Source organism: Streptomyces sp. NPDC046931 (genome assembly GCF_040644655.1).
In the GTDB taxonomy this organism is placed as follows: Bacteria; Actinomycetota; Actinomycetes; order Streptomycetales; family Streptomycetaceae; genus Streptomyces.
Map to the genome: position 1 here is coordinate 74,949 of NZ_JBEYWX010000005.1, position 20,555 is coordinate 95,503.

General features: G+C 68.7%; 25 protein-coding genes and 3 pseudogenes. 13 read left to right on the forward strand and 15 right to left on the reverse strand.

The annotated features are described in order from the left end of the window. Positions 1 to 460: 460 nt before the first annotated feature. Positions 461 to 693, reverse strand: a pseudogene (locus tag ABZ876_RS12150) (hypothetical protein); the annotation flags it as partial. A gap of 83 nt (positions 694 to 776) precedes the next feature. Here ABZ876_RS12150 and ABZ876_RS12155 point away from each other — a divergent pair. From ABZ876_RS12155 to ABZ876_RS12175, 5 genes and pseudogenes are all read left to right on the forward strand, one after another. Beyond that, positions 777 to 890 (forward strand): annotated as a pseudogene (locus tag ABZ876_RS12155) (IS630 family transposase); the annotation flags it as partial. Positions 891 to 942: 52 nt separating this feature from the next. Next, a complete protein-coding gene (locus tag ABZ876_RS12160; protein WP_361778298.1) occupies positions 943 to 1,578 on the forward strand; it encodes a transposase in 636 nt (211 codons plus the stop codon). Positions 1,579 to 1,706: 128 nt separating this feature from the next. Next, entirely contained in the window at positions 1,707 to 2,234 is a 528-nt protein-coding gene (locus ABZ876_RS12165) for a hypothetical protein (RefSeq protein WP_361778301.1), read from the forward strand. A 360-nt stretch (positions 2,235 to 2,594) separates the two neighbouring features. Beyond that, the gene (locus tag ABZ876_RS12170) at positions 2,595 to 3,032 is read left to right on the forward strand and encodes a glutaredoxin domain-containing protein (protein ID WP_361778304.1); all 438 of its coding nucleotides are present in this window, start codon (positions 2,595 to 2,597) and stop codon (positions 3,030 to 3,032) included. Positions 3,033 to 3,148: 116 nt separating this feature from the next. Further along, positions 3,149 to 3,319 (forward strand): hypothetical protein, encoded by a 171-nt coding sequence (locus ABZ876_RS12175; RefSeq protein ID WP_361778307.1) that lies wholly within the window; start codon positions 3,149 to 3,151, stop codon positions 3,317 to 3,319. Between the two features lie 507 nt (positions 3,320 to 3,826). On the opposite strand, the gene ABZ876_RS12180 is transcribed toward ABZ876_RS12175, so the two are convergent. From ABZ876_RS12180 to ABZ876_RS12195, 4 genes are all read right to left on the reverse strand, one after another. After that, positions 3,827 to 5,086 (reverse strand): SpoIIE family protein phosphatase, encoded by a 1,260-nt coding sequence (locus ABZ876_RS12180; RefSeq protein ID WP_361778310.1) that lies wholly within the window; start codon positions 5,084 to 5,086, stop codon positions 3,827 to 3,829. A gap of 227 nt (positions 5,087 to 5,313) precedes the next feature. Beyond that, positions 5,314 to 5,613: a DEAD/DEAH box helicase family protein gene (locus ABZ876_RS12185; protein WP_361778313.1), complete on the reverse strand. Its 300-nt coding sequence runs from the start codon at positions 5,611 to 5,613 to the stop codon at positions 5,314 to 5,316. 194 nt (positions 5,614 to 5,807) lie between these two features. Next, on the reverse strand, positions 5,808 to 6,185 hold the full coding sequence (locus tag ABZ876_RS12190; protein WP_361778316.1) for a fic family toxin-antitoxin system, toxin component: 378 nt from the start codon (positions 6,183 to 6,185) through the stop codon (positions 5,808 to 5,810). Next, positions 6,185 to 6,421: a hypothetical protein gene (locus tag ABZ876_RS12195; RefSeq protein ID WP_361778319.1), complete on the reverse strand. Its 237-nt coding sequence runs from the start codon at positions 6,419 to 6,421 to the stop codon at positions 6,185 to 6,187. Before ABZ876_RS12195 ends, ABZ876_RS12190 begins: the two co-directional genes overlap by 1 nt. 24 nt (positions 6,422 to 6,445) lie before the next feature. Between ABZ876_RS12195 and ABZ876_RS12200 the strand changes: the two are divergent. Further along, positions 6,446 to 6,703 (forward strand): annotated as a pseudogene (locus ABZ876_RS12200) (XRE family transcriptional regulator); the annotation flags it as partial. A 276-nt stretch (positions 6,704 to 6,979) separates the two neighbouring features. Then, positions 6,980 to 7,285, forward strand: a complete 306-nt coding sequence (locus ABZ876_RS12205) for a transposase (RefSeq protein WP_361778322.1) — start codon at positions 6,980 to 6,982, stop codon at positions 7,283 to 7,285. Between the two features lie 482 nt (positions 7,286 to 7,767). Here ABZ876_RS12205 and ABZ876_RS12210 read toward each other — a convergent pair whose 3' ends face one another. Both ABZ876_RS12210 and pnuC read right to left on the reverse strand, forming a co-directional pair. Further along, entirely contained in the window at positions 7,768 to 8,886 is a 1,119-nt protein-coding gene (locus ABZ876_RS12210; RefSeq protein WP_361778325.1) for an AAA family ATPase, read from the reverse strand. Then, complete coding sequence (pnuC, locus tag ABZ876_RS12215; protein ID WP_361778328.1) at positions 8,883 to 9,548, reverse strand: nicotinamide riboside transporter PnuC; 666 nt, start codon at positions 9,546 to 9,548, stop codon at positions 8,883 to 8,885. The genes ABZ876_RS12210 and pnuC overlap by 4 nt, the downstream gene beginning before the upstream one ends. A gap of 431 nt (positions 9,549 to 9,979) precedes the next feature. On the opposite strand from pnuC, the gene ABZ876_RS12220 reads away from it, so the two are divergent. Then, the gene (locus ABZ876_RS12220) at positions 9,980 to 11,323 is read left to right on the forward strand and encodes an endonuclease domain-containing protein (protein ID WP_361778331.1); all 1,344 of its coding nucleotides are present in this window, start codon (positions 9,980 to 9,982) and stop codon (positions 11,321 to 11,323) included. A 318-nt stretch (positions 11,324 to 11,641) separates the two neighbouring features. Here the strand turns inward: ABZ876_RS12220 and ABZ876_RS12225 are convergent, their stop codons facing one another. After that, positions 11,642 to 11,977 carry a hypothetical protein gene (locus ABZ876_RS12225; RefSeq protein WP_361778334.1) on the reverse strand — a complete coding sequence of 112 codons (336 nt, stop codon included), beginning with the start codon at positions 11,975 to 11,977 and terminating at the stop codon, positions 11,642 to 11,644. A gap of 493 nt (positions 11,978 to 12,470) precedes the next feature. On the opposite strand from ABZ876_RS12225, the gene ABZ876_RS12230 reads away from it, so the two are divergent. Then, a complete protein-coding gene (locus tag ABZ876_RS12230; protein ID WP_361779026.1) occupies positions 12,471 to 12,740 on the forward strand; it encodes a hypothetical protein in 270 nt (89 codons plus the stop codon). Between the two features lie 91 nt (positions 12,741 to 12,831). Then, the gene (locus ABZ876_RS12235; RefSeq protein WP_361778337.1) at positions 12,832 to 13,065 is read left to right on the forward strand and encodes a DUF6207 family protein; all 234 of its coding nucleotides are present in this window, start codon (positions 12,832 to 12,834) and stop codon (positions 13,063 to 13,065) included. Positions 13,066 to 13,071: 6 nt separating this feature from the next. Here the strand turns inward: ABZ876_RS12235 and ABZ876_RS12240 are convergent, their stop codons facing one another. Together ABZ876_RS12240 and ABZ876_RS12245 are read right to left on the reverse strand one after the other, a co-directional pair. After that, positions 13,072 to 14,049, reverse strand: a complete 978-nt coding sequence (locus ABZ876_RS12240) for an ADP-ribosylglycohydrolase family protein (protein ID WP_361778339.1) — start codon at positions 14,047 to 14,049, stop codon at positions 13,072 to 13,074. A gap of 404 nt (positions 14,050 to 14,453) precedes the next feature. Further along, complete coding sequence (locus ABZ876_RS12245; RefSeq protein WP_361778342.1) at positions 14,454 to 15,059, reverse strand: cadmium resistance transporter; 606 nt, start codon at positions 15,057 to 15,059, stop codon at positions 14,454 to 14,456. Between the two features lie 322 nt (positions 15,060 to 15,381). Here ABZ876_RS12245 and ABZ876_RS12250 point away from each other — a divergent pair, with 322 nt between their 5' ends. Next, entirely contained in the window at positions 15,382 to 15,789 is a 408-nt protein-coding gene (locus ABZ876_RS12250) for a hypothetical protein (RefSeq protein WP_361778345.1), read from the forward strand. Between the two features lie 40 nt (positions 15,790 to 15,829). Further along, entirely contained in the window at positions 15,830 to 16,069 is a 240-nt protein-coding gene (locus ABZ876_RS12255) for a hypothetical protein (RefSeq protein ID WP_361778348.1), read from the forward strand. Between the two features lie 654 nt (positions 16,070 to 16,723). Here ABZ876_RS12255 and ABZ876_RS12260 read toward each other — a convergent pair. Genes ABZ876_RS12260 through ABZ876_RS12275 form a run of 4 tightly spaced genes read right to left on the reverse strand, consistent with a single transcriptional unit; the run spans position 16,724 to position 18,523 of the window. Continuing rightward, positions 16,724 to 16,900: a hypothetical protein gene (locus ABZ876_RS12260; protein WP_361778351.1), complete on the reverse strand. Its 177-nt coding sequence runs from the start codon at positions 16,898 to 16,900 to the stop codon at positions 16,724 to 16,726. Between the two features lie 35 nt (positions 16,901 to 16,935). After that, on the reverse strand, positions 16,936 to 17,655 hold the full coding sequence (locus tag ABZ876_RS12265; protein ID WP_361778354.1) for a transposase: 720 nt from the start codon (positions 17,653 to 17,655) through the stop codon (positions 16,936 to 16,938). A 56-nt stretch (positions 17,656 to 17,711) separates the two neighbouring features. After that, entirely contained in the window at positions 17,712 to 18,182 is a 471-nt protein-coding gene (locus ABZ876_RS12270; RefSeq protein WP_361778357.1) for a hypothetical protein, read from the reverse strand. After that, positions 18,164 to 18,523 carry a hypothetical protein gene (locus ABZ876_RS12275; protein WP_234512896.1) on the reverse strand — a complete coding sequence of 120 codons (360 nt, stop codon included), beginning with the start codon at positions 18,521 to 18,523 and terminating at the stop codon, positions 18,164 to 18,166. The genes ABZ876_RS12270 and ABZ876_RS12275 overlap by 19 nt, the downstream gene beginning before the upstream one ends. Before the next feature lie 342 nt (positions 18,524 to 18,865). Here ABZ876_RS12275 and ABZ876_RS12280 point away from each other — a divergent pair, with 342 nt between their 5' ends. Next, positions 18,866 to 19,465 carry a transposase domain-containing protein gene (locus ABZ876_RS12280; RefSeq protein WP_361778360.1) on the forward strand — a complete coding sequence of 200 codons (600 nt, stop codon included), beginning with the start codon at positions 18,866 to 18,868 and terminating at the stop codon, positions 19,463 to 19,465. A 526-nt stretch (positions 19,466 to 19,991) separates the two neighbouring features. On the opposite strand, the gene ABZ876_RS12285 is transcribed toward ABZ876_RS12280, so the two are convergent. Continuing rightward, positions 19,992 to 20,513 (reverse strand): diadenosine tetraphosphate hydrolase, encoded by a 522-nt coding sequence (locus ABZ876_RS12285; RefSeq protein ID WP_361778363.1) that lies wholly within the window; start codon positions 20,511 to 20,513, stop codon positions 19,992 to 19,994. Positions 20,514 to 20,555 lie beyond the last annotated feature (42 nt).

The following is a 20,555-nucleotide window of genomic DNA, read 5'->3' on the forward strand; positions in this document are numbered from 1 at the left end:
CAGCCCGCCGCCCCGGTTCAGGCTCGTGCCGGCGTCGTCGTACACGGCCGCCGTTCGGCGCCGGCCCCGGCGAGGAGCGCGTCGCGGGCGCGAGCCGGCGACTGAGCCGTTCGAGTTGCGTGCCGACCAGGGGAACCGCGCCATCGAATGGTCGGAACCGTGTCCGCGTTCCTTCGGAGAGTGTCGCTGTACACACGGATCCCAGAAGTCCGGCAGGCCGCACGGCGTTACGAAGGCGTCTCAGGGCCCAGCCGCAGCCGTGCCAGGGCGATTGAGGTGACACGATGGACAGTCTCCGGACCGATGGGCGCGAGGGGCGGACGGGCCACAGCGCCCTTCGCCGCCGCCGACGTATCCACCACCGCCGGCGTCGCCACGCAGCCCGGCGAGGCGCCCGGGACGGCCGTTCCGGCCGCCGCATCGCTGTCCCGCTCGCCTCCGCTGCGCCCGCCAGGGTTGGTCAGCTCAGGCCCAGCTTGGACAGGGCAGTGGTCCGTCGGTGACGATGGCCTGCTGCGCGTCCGCGAGGGTGACCTTGCCAGAGCAGCCGGCGGTGTGGAGCTTCGTCTCCAACGGGTCCTTCTTGTTGTTGATCCCGCCGCCCGGCTTGTGGCCCGGGTCGGCCGGCTCCACCCACAAGTTGCGGGCGTCGTTCGGGTCGCCCCCGAGTTGCAACGAGATGAGGTGGTCGTACTAATGTCCTGCGCCAGTAGTTGATCGTTAGTTGCAATGTGACTTCTGGTGCTGGTGCGCCAGTTCCTCGTCGAGGCCCGAAGCTGGAACCACTGCCGCTGTCTGCTGATGAGCGGGCCACGTTGGAGCGGTGGACGCGTCGGTCCACATCGGCTCAGGTCCTGGCCCTGCGCGCACGGATTGTGCTGGCGTGCGCGGGGCCGGAGGTGCCTGCAGCAGCGGCGAGGGTTTCGCGAGTACCTGACCGGGTTGCGGGCGCCGCGGGAGCGGAACAAGACGCTCACCTGCCTGGCAGGGGCGGAGCCGGTGGCGGGTGCGGGGATGCCGGGGGTGCAGCGGCTGCAGTTCTTCCTGTCCGAGTCCCCATGGGAGGTCGAGCAGGTCAACGACCGGCGGCTCGAGCTGCTGCGCGAGCAGCCGGCGACGGCTCCGCACGACGGCGGGGTCATCGTGATCGACGACTGCGGGGACCGCAAGGACGGCACGGCCACCGCGCACGTGGGCCGGCAGTGGCTGGGCCGATTGGGCAAGACCGACAACGGCATCGTCACGGTGACCACGGTGTGGACCGACGGCCGCGTGTACCGCCCGCTGCACGCGACTCCCTACCCCCCGGCCCACCACTTCGCCCGCGGCCGCTCCGACCCGGCCTTCCGGACGAAACCGCAGCTGGCCGCTGCCCTCGCGGCTCGCGGGAAGGCGGCGGGCTTCGACTGCCGGGCGGTGGTCGCCGACTGCGCCTACTCAAGTCAGCGACGACTGGTACCTCGCACTGCGCGCGAGGCGGGCCTGGCCTACGAGGTGGCCCTCAAGCCACACCGCGGCACCTGGGCTCCGGCCGGCCAGCCGCACACCCCCATCGAAGCCGCACACGCCCTGACCTGAAAGGATGCCAAGCGTCCCGGCGACTGGAGACCCGTTAAGCGTCACTTCCGCGACCGGCACACCGAGACCTGGTGGGCCGCCGATGCCCGCCTGGCGGCTACGGCCCCGACTCCCCCTGCCGGCTGGTCGTGGCCACCACCGACCCAGCCGGACTGCCGGAGAAGGGCACCTGGTACCTGGCCACCAACCTGCCCCGCCCCGAAGCACCCCATGCCACCACCGGCCCGCACCCGCCGGCCGACCTCGCCGAGATCGTCCGCCTCTACGGACTGCGGCCATGGATCGAGCAGAGCTACAAGCAGATCAAGGACGAACTCGGCTGGGCCGACTTCCAAGTCCGCTCCGACCGCGCCATCCGCCGCCACCAGACCCTGGTCAACTGCGCCTTCTCCTTCTGCCGGGACCAGTGGTTCGCCCCATCCGGACCCCTGGATGCCACCGCGCCGGACCCGTGCCCCGACAAGGGGCCAGAGAGGGGGACCAGCCCTACTCCACCAGCCCCAACGGCCTTGCCGGCCCAGGGCCTTACGCACCATCCGTTCCTGGCTCACCCCCGCCATCACCCTCAACAGATGGTGGCGAGCCTGGACGGACACGGACCCACCCTCCGAACTCCAAGCCCTGATCGACGCGGTCACCACCGGACGCGGCATTGACCTCTACCGCCGGATTCAACGAACTACCGGTAATGGATCCAGTGCTCACGCCCCGATCGGCGGGCATGCCACCCCATCAGCGGTCCGGTCTCCCGGCCGACCAGCAGGGGCATGGTCTGATCACAGAAGTCGGATGCTTCCGGCAGCCATAGTGCTCACCTGCTGGCGGCTACGACACGGAGTCCACCCGACCCGGCAGCTCCCATTAGGCAGCAGACTCGCCTTCACGGCCTCGTCGTGGTCACGTGTGTCCTTGGTCGGAGCACATGATCGGACGAAGGCCGCCTCAGCGTCCGGCGAACACCCAGGTGAGCGGCCTGGTTCGATGACCGTTTCGACTCATCGATAGTCTGCGTCTCCATGATGCGCGCCTGGATCTTGCCGATGCTGCTGATGCTCTGCGGCTCAGCCGTCGCGACTGGGCTGATCTTCAAGGGGAGCCCCGGCACAGCCGCAGCACTCCTGCTGGCGTTCCTGGCGCTCGCAGGCGTGAACTCGCCCCTGATCTTCCCGAGGTCGATCGGTGCGCGGGAGGCACAACGCCGCAGCGTGGTCGACGGGCGGCCGGTCGTCTTCTGGCGTCCGGGCTGCAAGTACTGCATGCGACTGCGCATTCGGCTGGGCCGCAGCGCCCGCCAGTTGCATTGGGTCAACATCTGGCGTGACCCGGCAGGAGCTGCAGCGGTGAGAGCAGCCAACGACGGCAACGAGACCGTGCCGACCGTCGTCGTGGCGGGCCGGCCACACATCAACCCCGATCCCGAATGGGTGCGCGAACAGCTCTCCCCTTCCGCGTGATCAGAAACCGCGCCCTGCCGGAGAGGCGCCCGCAGACCCAAGCGGACAGAGGTTGAAAGACAAGCTCAGGGTCGCTGGGGGCTGTGGGATGTGAAGGGGGCCCGTAGCGTGGGGTGATGCAGGTGGCGCCCGTCGCGGATGAGACGACGTGGTCCTTTCTGCACCGGGTGGGGGCCGCCTACCGGCTGGGCATCGAGGAACTGCTGGCCGGCTGGCGGTGGGTGAACCCGGTGACGGCGCGCGCCGCAAGCCGGCCACGCCGGCGACGCAGGCGCAGGCGCAGCTGAGCCGGGACATCGCCAGCCAGATGGGCGGCGCCGACCCGGGACATGCAGCTGCGAACCGGGAGAAAGGCGTGTCAGAGGCATCTGGTGTGCGAGTTGGTCGAGTGCTGCGGTTCAGTCCTTCGGACGGTCGCACTGACCTGGAGGTGGCTATCACCTGGAGGTGGCTATCGCGCTGACCCGACTGCTGTACGGCGACTTCGTGGCGCGTGGTACGACGGCCAGGGCAGGCACCTCGACGATGAAAACGTCCCCCTGGTCGTCAAAACCGCGTCGGTCGAGCGCCTCGCCCCACGTATCGGTCAGCACAGCACGCCTGATTCCCACCGCACCGCATGAGCACGTTCTGCAAACCACGCCTCATGCACGTCACGTCAATGAGGTGCACGCTGCGGGACGCCAGGCGCGCGACAGACCCGAGGATCGTCCATTGCCCCGGAGACGAGACCGGTCGCCCGGGCGCGGCTGGATCGGTGTGGACTTGCACGCTTCCCCCTGCCAGGGCACAGCTCACGTTCTGGGGGGCGTTCCGTTCAGGCGCACGACGACCATGGCGATGTCGTCGTTGGCGCCGCTGGTGAGGTCGAGGCGGGCGAGGAGGGCGTCGGCGAGGTGTTCCGCGCCGAACCCGGTGCAAGTGGCGAGCGTGGAGGTAAGGCGGGCCAGGCCGACGTCGATGTCCTCACCGCGGCGTTCGATCAGGCCGTCGGTGTAGAGAATGAGGGTGTCGCCGGGGGTGTAGGTGCTGTTGGCCTGGGGGCGGGGGACATGTTCGGGACGGGCGCCCAGCGGTGGGTCGGTGGCCTGGTCGAGCAACTCGCAGGCGCCGTCCGGATGCAATAGGACGGGCGGGGGGTGGCCGGCGCTGCTGTAGATGAGCAAATGGCTGTGGCAGTCGACGAGGACCTGGACGGCGGTGGCGGCCAGTGCTCCCTCGACCGAGCGCGCGTACAGCCCCAGGACCTCCAGGGCTTGGGCGGGGCCGTGGACGGTGCGGGTGGCGGCGCTCAGCGCGCTGCGGAGCCTGCCCATGACGGTGGCGGCCATCAGCCCGTGGCCGACCACATCGCCGACCGCGACGGCGAAGCGGCCCCCGGGCAGGTCGACCGCGTCGTACCAGTCGCCGCAGACGTTCAGTGATCCGGCCGCGGGCAGGTAGCGCACGGCGACGTCCGGGTGCCGGGCCAGGTCCGGGACGTGCAGCATGGCCTCCTGCAGGGCGACGGCTATCCGTCGTTCACGGGCGTGAGCCTGCCGCAGCTCCTCGTTCAGCCGCTGCAGCTGCCGCGCCCGGGAGTACAGCTCGGCCTCCATGGCCGCTTCCCGGCCTGGTCTGACCGACGGAAGGTGCGCCGTGCGGCGGGCGAGGACGACGTCGGTCATGTCCTCGGACCGGTGGATGATCCAGGCTACCTTGCCGTCCGGGTCGAGGACGGGCACGTTGATCGCGGTCCACCACCGCTCCTTGAACACCTCGGGGTTGCCGGCAATCGGGATGTCGTACTTCTGCAACGCCATGTGATCGGTCTGGCCGGAGGACAGGACACGGTGCAGCGAGGCTTTCAGCGTCACCGCCCCGTCGGCCTCCGGGTCGGCGGGGTTGTCCGGGAAGGCGTCGAAGAGGTACTGCCCGACCAGCTCGGTCTGGCTCCGTCCGGTCCCCTCGCAGAAAGCCGGGTTGGCATCGGCGATCACCAGGTCCGTGCCGAGCACGAGGCACGGGCTCGGAAGGGCGGTGAATACCGCCGTGTAGTCGATCTGCGGTGCCATCCCACGCATTCCCTGGGAGTTGTTCCTACCTCAATTTACGAAACGCCCGGCTTCCGCGCCTGCGGAGCGTGCTCGTGGGACGCGAGTGGCGGCTGCGTACGCTCGTTCGAACGCTCTGATCGATCCGGTGCGCCTCGTCACGACCGCCAGGTCGAACGGCGGCCCGACGTACTTGGACTTCTGCGTCTGCTCGATCCTGTCCAGGGAGTCATAGGGGCAGATCACCGTCAGCGCCCGGAGCTGATCCTGCCCCTCCCCTCCCCCACCACCGACATCAGCGCAGCCAGCGATTGCGGATCGGTTGAAGAGCCGACCCGCGCCGTGAAGAGTTCGTCCCGACGGGCGGTGTCCATCGCGGACACGATGACCATGCGCTCCAGATGACCGTCACGGCGCCACGCCGGCGCCGCCTGCGCCGCCAGGTCCAGGGTGGGCACCACGAACAGCACCAGCCGGGCACCGAGGTCATCGGCGACCCGGATGGACACCGGCGTCTTGCCGGTCCCCGTCGCCGACACATACGGCATCCGCGTCTCCGCACGCCGCAGATGCCGCCGCACCAGCCGCTCAAGGCCTGCAGCTGGTCGGGAAACAGCACATGCCTGACGGGCGGCCTGGTCGGGAGACCTCGACCGCAGTCATACAGGAACTTCCTCGACGCAGGGCGGGCGGCGTGCGCCACCGCCTCGCCTTGACATGGGGGATGCCGCGCTGACGCAGTTCAGGTGGCTTGCGGCCAGGCGCGCAGCAAGGCAGCGATCTTCTTTGCGGTGCAGCCGGGATCCCTGAGCAGGTCGCGCAGGGCGATGGCGTCGCCCCGGGTGGGCTTGACCGGGATACCGGAGGCCTCCAGATACATCACGCCCGTCGCCGCCGCCACGGCCATGTTGGAGCGCTCCAGCCAGCGGCAGCGGCCGAGGATGTGCACCAGGGCGGCGGCACGGGCGTAGGGGCCGTCGTAGACAGGTGTTTCCAGCAGTTCGGCCCGATGGCAGGCGACCGCCGCCACGGGCACACCGTAGTCGTCGGGGGCCGGATCTCCCGCTCCCGCGATCTCAGCGACCTGCAGGATCCAGGGGACGTCGATGTACAGCTCCATTACGCGGCGTGCGCCCCCGGGTGACGGTCTGCGTCTTCGACTTCGTCGAAGACATCCTGGTGCTCGTCGAGGAAACGCCTCGCGGCGTCCAGGCCCCGCTGCCGTAGCCCGCCGGTGTCCTCCCGCACGAGTCCGGCGATGTAGTCCCCCAGGCTCACACCGCGGTCCCGCGCACGGGCCTCGGCCAGTTTCTTGATCTCGTCGTCGACGCGCGCACCCAGCTGTGTCTTCGCCATACCATGATGGTAACAGCTGTTACCAACACCCGCGCCCGGTTCGGCTACACCGCCGCACCCGGCAGCACCGACGACCCGAGGCTGCGCCACCTCACCCTCGCGCTGCCCCCTCGCTACGCCGCCCGCCTCTTCCAGGCCCAAGAGCAAGGGGCCACCGAGGACGAACTGCGCCAGATCACGGCCGAGGCCCTGGGCGAGGTCTACTTCCGCGACAACGGCCGCCGCGCTCATGGCCTGGACGTCGAGTTCACCGACCTCGAACACCTTGAATTCGACCTGTAGCCGACCGACTACGCCCGCGCGACGATGAGCTGTCCGAGGTCGCGTTCGTAACGCCGGACGAAGCCAGTGGTCGCCTTCGAGACCGAATGCGACGCCGGTTCGAGGGGGCGGTGCGCGCGCTGGAGACGGGACGGCCGCTCCATCTCCGGGACGGCGTGCCAGTGATGTGACCGGCGACTCCGTTCCCAGACTCAGGGGGAAGGGGCGCCTGAAGCTTCCCCCTGATCGCGGACACCTGGAGACTGGGACGTGAGGTTCCAGAGGAAGTAGTGCCAGGTGGGAAGCAAGAGCAATCGCAGCAGGCGTTACACGGAAGAGTTCAAACGGGAGGCGGTCGCGCTCGTGCACTCCTCCGGGAAGACCGTCACCGAGGTGGCCCGCCAGCTCGGGGGCAGCGCCGAGGGACTGCGGAACTGGGTCAAGCAGGATGCGATCGACCGCGGGCAGGGGGCTCCGGGAGAGCTGACGACGGCCGAGTGTGAAGAACTGCGTCGACTGCGGAGGCTGGCCGCCGAGCAGGCGGAGACGATCGAGGTACTGCGAAAAGCGGCGGTCTTCTTCGCGAAGGAGAGCGATCGATGAGCGAGGTGTACGCGTTCATCGAGGCGGAGCCACAACGTTGCTCTGTTGTGCCGGCCGCTGAAGGTGGCCCGCTCTTCTTTCTATGCGTGGCTGGCCGGCGATAAGACCCGGCGAGCGAAGCGGGCCGCGGACGACGCCCTGGCGCACGAGATCACCGTGCTGCAGGTTGCCGGCCGGACCGGGCGAGTGCCCGAGCGGAGATCTTCGCCTTCATCGAGACCTTCTACAACCGACGGCGATTGCGGAAGCATCCACTCTGGGCTACCTCACCCCACTGGAGATCCGGCAGCGTCACGAGCAAGGACACGCCCTCGCGGCGTAAGCATCAAGTGTCCAAGATCATGGGGAAACTTCAACGCGGGAGGTCGGAATTCGCTGGCGGTGCCGGCCTCGGGTTGCGGGCCTGGCGGCGGTAGTGCTCACCTACCGGTCGGCTTCCTCGGGCACTGATCCTTCCCGCAGTCGCGCCGCGTCCGCCGCCCTCAGCCGAGCGGGACGGCCAGCCGCCAGCCCTCTTCAAGCAGCCGGTCGACTGCCTCCAGGGCGAGTCGCAGCCGGGTCGAGCGGTCGCCGCGCACCTCCAGCCAGGGCACGCCGCGACCGGACAGCACCTTGCGGAACCGCTCGGTCATCCAGGGCCGCAACTCCTCGCCGTCGCGCAGGCCGTCCTCGTGGAACGGCACACCCTCATGGTCGGTGAGCAGATACAGCGCCCTGGGCGGCATGGCGTTGGCGAGGATGTGCACCGCATCGGTGGTCCGGCCGACGTAGCGCTCCTGCCAGACGGTGGTGGCCAGCGCGTCGGTGTCGCACACCAGCACAGGCCCGCCGGTTCGGGCCGCGCGTTCCTCCTCGGCCGATTGGCGGGCGGCGACGGCCTCGAAGTCGGCGTCGCTCCACTCCAGGTCGAAAACAGTAGGCTCCGGAAAGCCGCGGCGGGCGGCCAGCGCGCGAGCCACCGCGAGCTTGGCGACGGTCACTTCGCGCCCGTACTCAGGAACCCATCGGGTGAGCGAATGCGGACCGCCACGGGTACGCAGTGCCTGGGCCAGGTCGCGGGAGAGTGTGGTCGTGCCGGTGGACTCGGCGCCGAGCACCACCACCCGTCGGGCGAACCAGGCCCGCACCGGCGGTTCCAGTGCGTCCCAGCGGCCCACGGGGTCGCTGCGGACCGCGGTAGCGGAGACTGCGAAAGTCTGTCGTGCAGCGTCCAGGCGGACGTCCGCCGCGCTGAACCGGCGCGCCAGTTCGGCGCCGTACGGCTCTGAGGTGAACACCGCGTCCACGGGGGTGGCCGCATGCGCTCCGGCGGCCACCCCCTCACGCATCAGGGCGACGTGCCCCGCCCAGACGCTGTCGCTGCTGTAGTCCACCGCGAGGTTGTCGACGACGCCGGCGACGGCCACCTGGGGTCGGTCCGCGTACGCCTCGCGCAGCCAGCCGACCCGGTTAGCCAGCGGTATCGACTCCACGTCGGCCGCCATCACCACGACCGTGACGCGACGGCAGCTGTCCGCCGCGGTGCGCACCAGGAAGTGGTGACCTGCGTGAGGGGGGTAGAACTTGCCGATGACCAGTCCGTGCTCGAAGGGGGCCGTCATGCGCGCACCGGGCCCGCTGCGGCGATCGACCGGCCGGCGCCCAGCTCCCGGTGCCAGCTGCGCAGTCCGAGCAGGCACATCGTCAGGAAGAGCACATAGACGATGCCAGTCAGGTAGAGCACCTTGGCGAAGTACAGCGGGATGTAGACCACGTCCGCGGCGATCCAGAAGTACCAGTTCTCGTAGGACTTGGCGTTGAGCAGCCACTGGGCGGCCAGCGACAGTGCGGTGGTGAGGGCGTCCCAGAACGGTGCGATGTCCTGGGCGCGGGTCAACACTACGGTCAGGCCCCAGGTCGCGGGTACGGCGAGCAGCAGCAAGACGACGACGGTGCGCGCGGACGCATGGCCCATCAGGCGGGCGGAGCGGCGCTCGCCGCCGCGCAGCCACGTCCACCAGCCGACGGCGGCCAGCATCAGGTACACGACCTGCAGGATGGCGTCGGCGTACAGCCGGGCGCTCCAGAACAGAACCAGGAAGAACAGGTTGTTGGCGATGCCCACGGGAAAATTGGCGATCCTCGCCCTGACGGTCAGCCAGACGCAGGCCGCGCCCGTGGCGAAGCCGAGCAGCTCCGCCCAGGTCACCGCATCGCGGCCGAAGTCGAACAGCACGGTGTTCAGGGGCGCGACGATATCGTCCAGGACGTCGCTGACAGCCATGCAGAGCTCCTTGCCCAGTAGATGTCAGCATGACGATAAATGGTGGGGCTGTCGCCTGCCAAGACCCTTCCGACGGGTCCACTCACCACCAGGGAGCTTGATATTGAAGCCGCCACGTGAGTGGTCGAGACCCTCACCTCCTGCGCACCGCTCCAGCAGGTCCACTGCTGCACGCCAGTGCGCACCCGGTGCGGGATTCCGTTGCATCTCGTCTATGGAGGAGACGGACTCTGTTGCTCAATTCGTCTGGGCTCGGGGACCGCTGACGTGCGAGGGCGACTTGCCCGGTTCTTGACGTTCCGGTGGTGAGGCTACGGGCACGGGAGGTGCTGACGAACCAGATGCTCAGGAACAAGGAGTTGCGGGCGGCGGCCCGGCTGACCGAGGGGCTTGGGACCCTCTGCCGCGTCGCAGGCCGTTAACCTGTCGGTATGTCAGAGCGTGTCATGCCCGGTCCCACGGACGGCCTGATCACCCTGGGTGCCGCGGATGCTCTGTGGGTCGATTTGACCGCCGACAGTGCTGTGCCGACGGCTTCTGAGGCATTCACCTGCTCGCCTGCCCATGCCCGGGTGGGGTACGTCCTGCTCGGCGGCCAGGTGGTGGCGACGGTGAAGGCGAGCGGCGGTCAGTGGAGCGTTCCGGAGGTTGAGGTGCGCCGGGCGGCCGCGGAACTGAACGCGGTGGGGATGGATCGGCAGGACCTGGTCCGCATCGGTCCGTTTCGCGGGGCGCCGAGGCAGGAGTGCAACGAGGAAACGCCGCTGCGTTGGCGCCAGCGCATCACGCGGGAACTGCAGGAGCTGGGCGACCCCAAGCGGGCAGCACGACGTGAAGACGGCCGACCGTACCATCTGGCGGGGATCGACTGGCGACAGATACTCGTGGAGCAGATCCGCGACGGGACACAGCGCACGTGGTGGCTGCCGCGCGCTGTGGTCAGGCTGCTGGACGCGGCCGAGCACGCCGAAACGCAGTGGGTGCAAGCCGCGCGGACCCGCCAGGCAAGCGCAGCCGTCACCCAGCCGCCCTCCCACCCCCGCCAGGCCCGAGACGCCGACGGCCGGCAGACGACGAGCCCCCAGGGCCCCACCGCCTCACCGCGCCCGTACAACAAGGAGCTGGAAGGCCAGCTGTACTCGGTGCTCAGCAGGAAGCCCGGTACCTCCCGCAGGGTGGCTGGATGGGCGTGCGCCGTCTGCCGCACTGCGCCCGCCACCGTGCTCGACCACTGCCACGAACACGGCTACGTCCGCGCCCCCGTCTGCCAGTCCTGCAACACACAGGAACGCCCCGACCACCTGTACAGCAACGACATCCGCGTGGCGAACCGCTACACACGCCTCTTCCACACCGACACCGACGACTGGCTCCGCCACTGGCACCGCTGCCCCGGCTGCCGCGCACGCACCACCCTGCCCCTGCCGCACCTCGCCGCATGGACCGCCCACATAGCCTGCCGATCGCTGCGCCCGACCCACCGCGCCGCCCGGGGGCGCAAGCCCTGCGGTGTCCTGCGGGTGTCCTGGACGGGCAGTCAGAACGCGCCCCGTTCCTGCCTGCTCACTGTTGCCGTCGACTTCTGCCCCTCCGGCGAGCACCGTGTCCTGGCGCGAGTCCCCTACCGGGAAGCCGCAGAGCGGTTTCGTGCCTGGTTGGCCGAGACAGCCCCTGCCGTGGCCGCCGCGGCCGGTCCTGACCGCCTGGACGGCCTCCCTGCCCAGTTCCGGCCCGTCATCGCGGACACCAGCGGCGGAGACCTAGAACTGTTTTGAGCGGGCACCGGGAGACCTGACACCCCACCGTCACCTCACAACTGCTGGCCCCCGACACGGTCACCCCGCGCACCCCAGCGAAATGCGCAGCAGAGTCGACACGTGCGGTAGCACCGGGCAGACCGATTCCGGCGAGCCAGGCGAGCATTGCTGCGTAGCGGTTGCCCGACCTGGGAAGGCGCCGGGGCCTTTCGGAAGGCTCCGGCAGTCCCGAGCGTCAGGGCAGTCCGCAGCGCTGCAGCACCAGCAGAAGCCGGCATGCCGGGGGAACTCGGTCTCGCCCTCAGCGGAGCCTGACGGGATGAGCGCCCACTGGCGTCAGTTGGTCTGGCGGATCGAGGCGCCGACGAGGACGCCATCGGCCACGGTGTAGTCGCCGGCATACGTCTTGAGCGTGCCGTCGGTCTGGGTGGCATACAGGAGGGCGTGGACGCGGGAGGCTCCGAATTCGCTGAGGGTGCCCAGGGTGATGCTCTGGGTGGTGCCGAACCCGGCCACCCACCGGTCATAGCTCGTCCCGGCGATGTGCGAGCCGCCGAGCGCCCAAGCGGCCGCGTAGTCGTGATCGGTGATGTCCTGGTAGTACTGCGAGACCACCGCCGAGGCGTTGGTCAGATGCGGCCGAGGAGCCGCCGGGGGCGCCGTCTTGGGCACGACGGCCGTCGTGGCCGGCGCCGCAGACGTCGGCGTGGGGCCGGCGGTTGGGGTCGTTGCGGTGGGCGACACCGGGGCCGGCACGGTGCGTGTCACGGTAACGGCCGGAGCTGCCCCGGAAGCCGTTCTTGCGGAGCAGGCGGCGAGAGGCAGGACAGCGAGCAGAACGACAGCCGAGACGATACGGCGCATGGGCCCCCCTTTGGCGGTGCGGACGTTGCTGCGGACACCGTGGCATCTGCGCACGGAGCGGTTGGCGGTGTTGGCCAGAACGTGAAGAAGCCGGGACCCATCGCGAGGCCCGACAAGGCCTGAGGACCCTCATCGGCTGGACGGCCACACCCCTCGGTGGCGTGACCCCGGCCTGATAGGGCGGCCGGACGGCAGCGCTCAGCAGCGGGGCCGGGGCGGGGTGACCCGCCCTTCCACGGGCGCATGCCGGTGGGCGATGAGCAAGACCGCGTTGTCGGTGGCGGCTGCGAGGCTGATCGGCATGAATGGCGATGAGCAGCTGCTGCGCGGCCGGGTCTATGGCGCCGACCACGAGGACCCCGGCCCGGTACCGGGTCAGCGCTACGTCGAACTAATGGGCGGGCCGCTGGACGGCCTACTGTTCGACATCACCGGCTGGACGCAGGACGAGATCGACGCCGGCGTCGCCCTCCAGACCGAGCTGGGGCAGTTCGGCGCCGGCGGCCGGGCGACGTACGACCCGCGCCCCGGCGACTCGCGCCGCTTCGAGTGGACCGGCGACATCCCGTGAAGGCTCCGGTCGGTGCCACTGAGCCGGGTGACCATCTCAGCACCGATGAACCGGGTGCCGCCGCCGGAGCGTGGATCAGAGCATGAGGCCAATGAGGGACGAACACGTCGCGGAACCGGGGCTCGTCGTCGTGGATGTCGCGGCCGCGGACGACCACTCCATCTTCGCTTTCCAACGGGCGCTCGCCGGACGCTGGGCGACCGCGGCAGATGACCGGATGACTAGGACGCCCGGCGAGCCGGGCGTACGACTGTGCTGCTACCTCGATCTGCGCCAGGAGCTCACCGGCGTGGTCGGCCCGACCACGAAGCCGACCACGGCCTGAGACGGCTCATGACGAGGTGCCCGTCCCAAGGGTGGCGGTCGGCCACCGTTGCGGTGTGGGCGGTGGTCCGTGCAGCCAAGGGGGCAGGGTCTCTGTGCGGTTGCGCCAGGGGGCGGGGATGCCTTCGGTGCCGACGCGGGAGGCGACGATGCCGCCGACGATCGCGCACGTGGTGTCGACGTCTCCACCGGCCGAGGCAGTGGCCCACAGGGCAGTCGTGTAATCGGTCAGATTCCGGGCGGCGCACCAGAGGGTGAAGGGGACCGTATCGACGGCGCTGACCTGGCGTCCGTTGCCGAGATGATGGGCGGCGAGTTCGACGTAAGGCTGGTCCAGGAGCGTACGGGCCTCGACGATGCCGTCACGTACTCGGCTGGGCGGGACAAGGTCCAAAACGATGGCGAGCAGGTCCGTGCCGGTCACGGGTTCGGTGCGGCGGCGCGCGGCGCGGCTGGCGGCGACGGCGACCGCGACGGCCCCGGCGACGGCCTCGGGGTGGGTGTGGGTCACCTCGGCGGACATGGCAGCCTGCCGGGCTGCGTGTTCGGGGTCGCCTGGGTAGCGGGCGCCGAGAGGGGCGACGCGCATCGCTGCCCCGTTGCCCCAGGAGCCCTGCCCGTCGAACAGTCCGGCCGCGAGTTCGCGCCAGTTGCCGCCCTCGCGGACCAGGCGCAGCAGGCGGTTCATTGCGGGACCGTATCCGCGGTCGAAGTCGTGCCGTTCGGCGAAGGAACGGGCGAGTTCATCTTGGTCTACCTCGCCTCGTTGCATGACGAGTTGGTGGATGGAGCAGGCCATCTCCGTGTCGTCGGTCCACGGCCAGGGCGCTTCAGGCAGTTGCTGGTCACGCAGAGCGGGGAGGTTGTCGGGGACGAAGAACTGGGCTCCGAAGGCGTCGCCGACGGCCAGGCCGTTCAAGGCGTCGCGGGCGGTGGCGATGGGATCGATCGGTGGACTGTTGAAGGAGTGCGAGTGGGAGGCCATTGCTGGGCATCCTGCCAATCCCAGCCCATGCCGGCCACTGGTTTCATCGCGTGGAGGAACTGCACTGGCGGGCCCGCCTATCGCGTCGGGGACGGTGGAAGCTACGGAGGGACCGCGTCGAGGCACCCGCGTGCCTCGGCCAGCGGCCGAAGTAGGTTGCCCAAGACGGTCACCCCGTCAGCCAAGGCCGCCAAGCCGTCGCCGTCCTCGAACACCTACGCCTTCGGCCAGCCGTGGGAGTTCGAGAGCACCGACGGGAGCAGCGAGCACTTCACCGGCACTGTCACCGTCCTCGGCTACAGGCAGGTGGCTCTGTTCACGAGAACCGACAGCATTTGTTGGCCAGTTTGGGAGGCGCTCGGCGTCGTGAGGAATTCGAACTGGTCGGTGGCGTGCCAGCCGAGTCACAGACCGAAGGCGCCGCCCTCGATGAGGATGAGCAAGCCGATGGCGATCAGTACCACGGGCAGCAGGAGGTGGCCCCAGCGGGCAATGGCCTTGGCGATGACGGGTCGGGTGGCGAAGAACTTGCCCGCGAAGCACCAGACGGCCACGAGTACGAGGAACACCGCGGCGTACACGCCCATCCCGCCGATGCCGGCGGTGGCGAAGACGGGCACGTAGACGCCGATGTTGTCGCCGCCGTTGGCGAAGGTGACCGCGGCGACCTCCAGCGGGCTCGGTCCGCCTTCCGGCGCCTGTCCCTGCTCGTCGTCCCCGTCGCCGTCGCGGCGGTTCTTCCAGGCCTGCCAGGCGGCCTTGAGCCCGAGGGCGAGAGGCAGCAGGCCGAGGTAGGGGATGGCGGACTCGGGCAGGAAGGTGGCGCCGAAGGCAGCAGACACCGCCACGGCGAGGATCCCGGCGAAGCCCAGGTACTGGCCCAGCACGATCCGGCGAGTGGAGCCGTGGTGGCCGGCGCCCTGGGCGAAGAACAGCGCCAGGATCAGGATGTCGTCAATGTTGGTGACGGCGAACAGTCCGGCTGCCTGCCCGATGATGCCCAGGTCCACGGGTGGGTGCTCTCCTTCGATGCGGGTGTCCCGGCGACGTTACCGGGAGCCCGTACCCCAGCGATCACGGGGCCAGAGCTCGGTGCTGTCCCTTCTCGTGAACATCGAACACGACGCCGCCAGGGTGCCTCCCGAAGCACTGAACAGATGCTGTCGGTTCTCGTGAACAAAGCGAGCCGTCAGTAGAAAATTTACCTCTTCCGACTCTTTGTGCAGACATGGTGTTCTGTCGGTCTTTGGTATTCAGGGTGGCTGTGCTTCGGCTGCAGAGCATTGGCGCAGGGCCGAACCTGCGCCTACGGCATGCAGGATCGTCGACCTGGTGAAGCTCTTCACCTCGGCCGCCGAGAAGGTGGCGGCCCTGCTGGAGCGGTTCGGCGCGCTCACCGAGGAAGAGGCGGCGGCGCTGGCCAGGGTCCTTTCCAAGGTGGCTGAGTTCAGTGCGAAGTTCCTCACCAAAGGCGCTGAGAGCTTCGCCACGAACTTCGTGGCGGACTCGGGCAGCATGATGCTCAACCAGGCGCTCAATGGGCAGCCGATCACGGTGGGCCAGGATTTCTCCACCGCTGGCGAGGAAGCACTGGGCACGGCCGCATTCACGACAGGCGGCGCGGCGCTGGCCGAGGGCGCCCACCTGACGGGCGTGGTCGGCAAGGTCCTCGGCGGCGAGGGCCGGGGGCAGCGCGGTCAACGGCTCGCTGGGCAACATAAGCGGCGGCCTCACGGCTGACGTGTGGAACCACCAGGACGGCGCGACCATCGGGTGGGACGTGGCGACGAACGCTGTGACCGGAGCGGTCGGAAACGCCGCCGCCGATGCCCACTTCCATCACATGGAGGAAGACGGCGGCTTCGGCGGCGAAAACCTCAGCGACAGGGGCAAGCTCGCCGACGCCGCGTACAAGGACTCCTTCGGCACCGGCCTCAACACGGCGGTCTACGCGGCGGGCTCCGGTATCGAGTCGGATTTCCAGAACCTGTCCGAGGGCGTCGAGAAAGCGGGTGAGTGATCTGTGCACGGTGAGCTCGGGGACGTGATCCTGGCGGGGGGTCGCGCACAACAACCCGAACCACGAACCAGGTTGGGGTCCCTTCTTCGCGGCGCTCGTCGTGATCGCCGGGTGCGCGATCGTCATTGCCGGTGGGGCCGTGTCCATCGGCATGGGGCGCCTCGAAGGCCGCAGGACCTGGGGCGGTTACGCGGTTGGGCCGGTGATCCTCACGATCGGCCTTGCCATCGCCGCACTTGGCGTCTGGTTGTTTTGACCGTGGCGGCTCGGGCAGTTCGGTCCCGGCGGCCGCGCGCTGTACGACCCGCGGCCCCAGCGACCCGGGCCGCTTCGACTGGGCTGGCGACAGCCCCTGACTACAGCCCCGACCATGGGCCCGACCGCGACGTCGACCTCCCCGACCATGGGCCCGACCACGGCAGGTCAGCGCCTTCAACGGGCGTGTGCACTACTGGTCATGACTTTTGCGTCGGCGGTGGGCGCCGCGTGCGTGCTGCCTTCAGTGTGGCGGCGCCGTCATGGGGGGCGTCGACGGGGCAGAGGCCGGGGCGGACACGGCTGAGAGAGCTCTCCGGTCTCATCGCCAGGCGGCGGACGTTGAACATGACGAAGCCCCGGTCGGGGGACCGATCCGGGGCCTGTCGTGTGCACTGATCAGCTTGGCCGTGACAGATCGAGCCATATCTTTCGGAGCTTGCGTCCCGAGGTCTCTACGTACAACGTGCGGTTCGCGGTCGCGCTGTTCTTGCTGGCGTGTTCGACGAACTCCCTGAGATCCTCGATCGTCAGGTCCCGGCCCTTCCCATCGAGGATGTGCTGATGCTCTGACATGGGCAAAGCATGCGGTGATATCGGGCGTTCTGTCACTAGTGTGCTGCGTTCCTCAAAGGAAGTACACAGCAGCGGCGTATACGCCTGGTGGGGGGCGGGTCTGCCCCAGATCCAGGGTCGGGCGCGGGCGTTGAGCTGGGCTGTGGCCACCTCGGTGGCGTGGGTGATGTGGTCGCGGTCGCCGAAGGAGCGTCCGGCCAGGGCGGTTTTGCGGAAGATGCGCCACCAGCCCTCTTGGAGGTTGCGCCAGCAGGCGCCGACCGGGATGAAGACGTGCCTGATGCGGGGATGGTCCTCGAGCGCTCCCGCACCAGACCGGCCTCCTTCAGGCGGGCCGGCGCGAGGTCGAGGAGGCGGTGGGCGCGGTTGCCCTCGGTGAGACGGTCGCGGAAGTCGGCCAGCACACTGTGGTGGAAGCCGGGATCGTCCAGCTCCATGGCCATGACGTACTTGAAGTCGATGCGGCAGCGCACCACCTCGGCAGCCTGCCGGTTCGACAGGCCGAGCACGAACTGCAGCACACAGACAGTGGCCAGCTGGGCAGGCGAGAGACCCGGACGCCCGTCACGCGGATACCAGTCAGCGAAGTCCTCGTCACGCCACAACGCGTCCAGGCGGTCTCTCACCCACATCGCCGCCGTACCACCCGGGTTGCTCGCCTGCGCGGTCAGAAGCGGGACTTGCTCACCCGAACGAGGACGGAGCGACAACACACACCTCGACAACTGCATAGGCTCTCGGAACACCCCGAGCATGCCCACCAATCACGCCGACGCACCGGGCAATTCCAAGATCCCCGACAGAGACAAGCTCAGCTATGGACTGTCTGTTTGACGCCATCCTTGTCGGTGATGCTCACGGAAACGCGCCACCGCGTCCGCTTGTCGGCCTCGATCTTGACCGTACCACCGAACTCCCGGCCGTCCAGGTCTTTCGCCTTCATCGAGGCACCGTAGGTGGCGCTGTCGTCACACACTTCGATCCCGGCGCGCAGCGCTGTCCCACTACTGACCTTCAGACCACCCGAGGGACCGAGACAGTCATACCGCACGGACAATGCGGCAATCCGGTCCGCAGCCACGGGCAGCTTCACCGTCCCCGGACCCAGCCGGCCCGGTTTCTTAGCGCCCTTGTCAGGATTGTCCGGATCGGACACCAGCGCCGCCTTCGAGGCACTCGGCGAAGGCGGCGTACTCTTCCCGCCGCTGCACCCGGACAGCGCAGCGGCGGACACCACCAGCAGAACGATCCCTGCGCTGCGCATCAGCTCTTCCCGTGCCACGTCTCGCGGCCCTTGTAGACCAGCCGCGCCGATCCCTTGCGCAGCACCTTGGTTTTGCAGTTGGGCTCGGTCTGGTTGTAGTTCCACTTCGTGTACCTGACCTTCACCCCGGCGTGCAGGTAACCGTGCCTCATCGTCTTCGGCACCGTCCACGACCACGTGTAGGTGGAGCTGTTCGTCCACTGCCAGGCGAAGTGGTAGTCGAACTCAGCCGACGCCTTGACGAACACCACCTTGGCTTCGCCGGAGATCGCCCCGCCGACCGTCGACGTCGTCGTCTTCCCCTTGTGGAAGGTGATGCTGATCGTCGTGCCGCTGTCGCCGCCGGAACGGGGTTCCATGTCCCTGTAATACGTGTAGCTGCCCGAGAAGTCGTAGCCCTTGTCGGACGGGCATATCATCGGATGGGCCGTCCCGGCACTGGCGGGTACAGCACCCACAGCGGCAAGTGCGGTGACGGCGCAGCCGACTGCGACGATCTTGGGTATGGAACGCACGTGTTTCCCCCGTATTTCTCTGGATGAAAGCGGCCTCGTCGACCGCCAGGATTTGACCCTAGGGAGCAACACTCCCTCCTGTCACGGCAGTTGAGTGAAACGTGAGGTTCAGGCCACCTAGGGCCAATGCCGTTGTTCTAGCTGGCGGGCGTACGCTGCTGTGCAGTGCTCCTGGGGGCGGTTCGGGTGTCTGCGGATGTCGGTGAGTTATCGGGGTTAGGGCTGCTGACCTTGGTTTATCCGCCAGGGCTGGTGGATCGTGTGGTGGCCGCTTGTGGTCGTGCGGAGCATCGCAGACGTCTGCTGCCGGCTCGGCTGGTGGTGTACTTCGTGCTCGCACTGGCCCTGTTCTCGCCGGCGCCGTATCTGGAGGTGATGCGGCACCTGGTCGAGGGACTGCGGGGCCAGGGGCTGCTGGGCGACTGGCACATCCCGGCGAAGTCGTCGCTGTTTCGGGCCCGTCAGCGGCTGGGACCGGAGCCGCTGCGGGTGCTGTTTGCCACGACCGCAAAGCCGATGGGCACCGAGGCCACCCCGGGCTGCTTCTGGCGCGGGCTGCGGTTGCTGGCGGTGGACGGCACCTGCTGGGACGTGGCCGACAGCCCGGCGAACGCGGCCGCCTTAGGCCGTCCCGGAAACAGCCGCGGCCACGACAAGTTCTGCTTTCCCCAGGTGCGGATGGCCTGCCTGATCGAGGTGGGCACCCATCTCGTACTGGACGCGGAGCTGGCCGACTGCCGCACCGGTGACGACTATGCCGATGAGAACCCGACGTGCTCGAGTTAACTGGGGTATTCCGCCGCTCCCCGCAGCCACTCCCCCACTCCCCCAAATCTCTCAGCCTTCAGAACTGACCACCCATCACACTCCCATGGCCTGTTTGACGTTGCACGCTCCAGAAGCAGCTTGCTTCAGATGTCCACCAGAAAGTGACCACTCGTATCTGGTTTCGACGAGTTTTCCTCGGGCGCTGGGTAACCGGGACGGGGCCAAGAACCACAGCTTTCCTCGCGCGCCAGTCTGACACCGGCACGACGTCGAGGGTGGTCGGCGCCACCGGGTCGAAGACGCGTGCCCGCAGCTGTTCCAGCTTGGGGGGCAGCTTGTCCGGGCCGTACCGGACGGCGCCCGGTGCTGTAGCTGGTCGTCAGCCCCTTGTCTTCCAGGGGTACGCCGACGGGCCGCAGGGTGTCATCATCGTCGCTCTGCTGGCCACCGCGGAAGCCGCCCGGCCCGCCATGCCCACCGGAGCGGACATCATCGCGCTGCGGAGAACTCCCTGACCGCGACCCCGGACGATCCCGGCTGAACATCAGGAACATCCCGGGTCGCCGACCTGCCGGTCGGCGGCCCGGGCACGCCAGCACGCCAGTTGGTCGAGTTCTTCGCCGATCGCCTCACGCAAGACATCGTGCTGCGGACCGAGCGCATACCGCTCGTCGCTCCACCGCTCGCGCGGATACAGCCACACCGGCCGCCCCACGAGGTCGCCCGGCTCCCAGTCGAACCGCGGCCACACATGCGCATGCAGAAACGAGTCAGTGTTCCCAAGGATCTCGAGATTGACCCGCCTGAAGTCCGGATCCAGCCGCCTGCAGGCACGTTCAACCGCCTCGCCCAGCATGTCCATGCCGGACAGAAACGCCAACCGCTTGCCTTTCGGAAGCTCCGACAGCCGCTGCACCGAAGGATCATCCACCAGGAGCACCGAGTATGCCGGGAGGAACTGAACGTCCCCGATCACCGCAAATCCTGCCGTCAGCCTCCGGAGAACCGTGGGATTCCCGCCCCGAACCGCGCTGCCGATCCGGTCCCTGCGCCAGTCATCCGTCATGATCAGCGACCCTACGCATCGCTGATCGCCTTACCACCGAGC

Coding starts and splice junctions, on each gene's coding strand:
- ABZ876_RS12175 (WP_361778307.1), top strand. CDS start 3,149: ATGCAGGTGGCGCCCGTCGCGGATGAGACGACGTGGTCCTTTCTGCAC.
- ABZ876_RS12180 (WP_361778310.1), bottom strand. CDS start 5,086: ATGGCACCGCAGATCGACTACACGGCGGTATTCACCGCCCTTCCGAGC.
- ABZ876_RS12230 (WP_361779026.1), top strand. CDS start 12,471: ATGAATGGCGATGAGCAGCTGCTGCGCGGCCGGGTCTATGGCGCCGAC.
- ABZ876_RS12275 (WP_234512896.1), bottom strand. CDS start 18,523: ATGGAACCCCGTTCCGGCGGCGACAGCGGCACGACGATCAGCATCACC.
- pnuC (WP_361778328.1), bottom strand. CDS start 9,548: ATGGCTGTCAGCGACGTCCTGGACGATATCGTCGCGCCCCTGAACACC.
- ABZ876_RS12210 (WP_361778325.1), bottom strand. CDS start 8,886: ATGACGGCCCCCTTCGAGCACGGACTGGTCATCGGCAAGTTCTACCCC.
- ABZ876_RS12240 (WP_361778339.1), bottom strand. CDS start 14,049: ATGGCCTCCCACTCGCACTCCTTCAACAGTCCACCGATCGATCCCATC.
- ABZ876_RS12285 (WP_361778363.1), bottom strand. CDS start 20,513: ATGACGGATGACTGGCGCAGGGACCGGATCGGCAGCGCGGTTCGGGGC.
- ABZ876_RS12195 (WP_361778319.1), bottom strand. CDS start 6,421: ATGGCGAAGACACAGCTGGGTGCGCGCGTCGACGACGAGATCAAGAAA.
- ABZ876_RS12185 (WP_361778313.1), bottom strand. CDS start 5,613: ATGCCGTATGTGTCGGCGACGGGGACCGGCAAGACGCCGGTGTCCATC.
- ABZ876_RS12220 (WP_361778331.1), top strand. CDS start 9,980: ATGTCAGAGCGTGTCATGCCCGGTCCCACGGACGGCCTGATCACCCTG.
- ABZ876_RS12265 (WP_361778354.1), bottom strand. CDS start 17,655: ATGCTCGGGGTGTTCCGAGAGCCTATGCAGTTGTCGAGGTGTGTGTTG.
- ABZ876_RS12260 (WP_361778351.1), bottom strand. CDS start 16,900: ATGTCAGAGCATCAGCACATCCTCGATGGGAAGGGCCGGGACCTGACG.
- ABZ876_RS12170 (WP_361778304.1), top strand. CDS start 2,595: ATGATGCGCGCCTGGATCTTGCCGATGCTGCTGATGCTCTGCGGCTCA.
- ABZ876_RS12235 (WP_361778337.1), top strand. CDS start 12,832: ATGAGGGACGAACACGTCGCGGAACCGGGGCTCGTCGTCGTGGATGTC.
- ABZ876_RS12190 (WP_361778316.1), bottom strand. CDS start 6,185: ATGGAGCTGTACATCGACGTCCCCTGGATCCTGCAGGTCGCTGAGATC.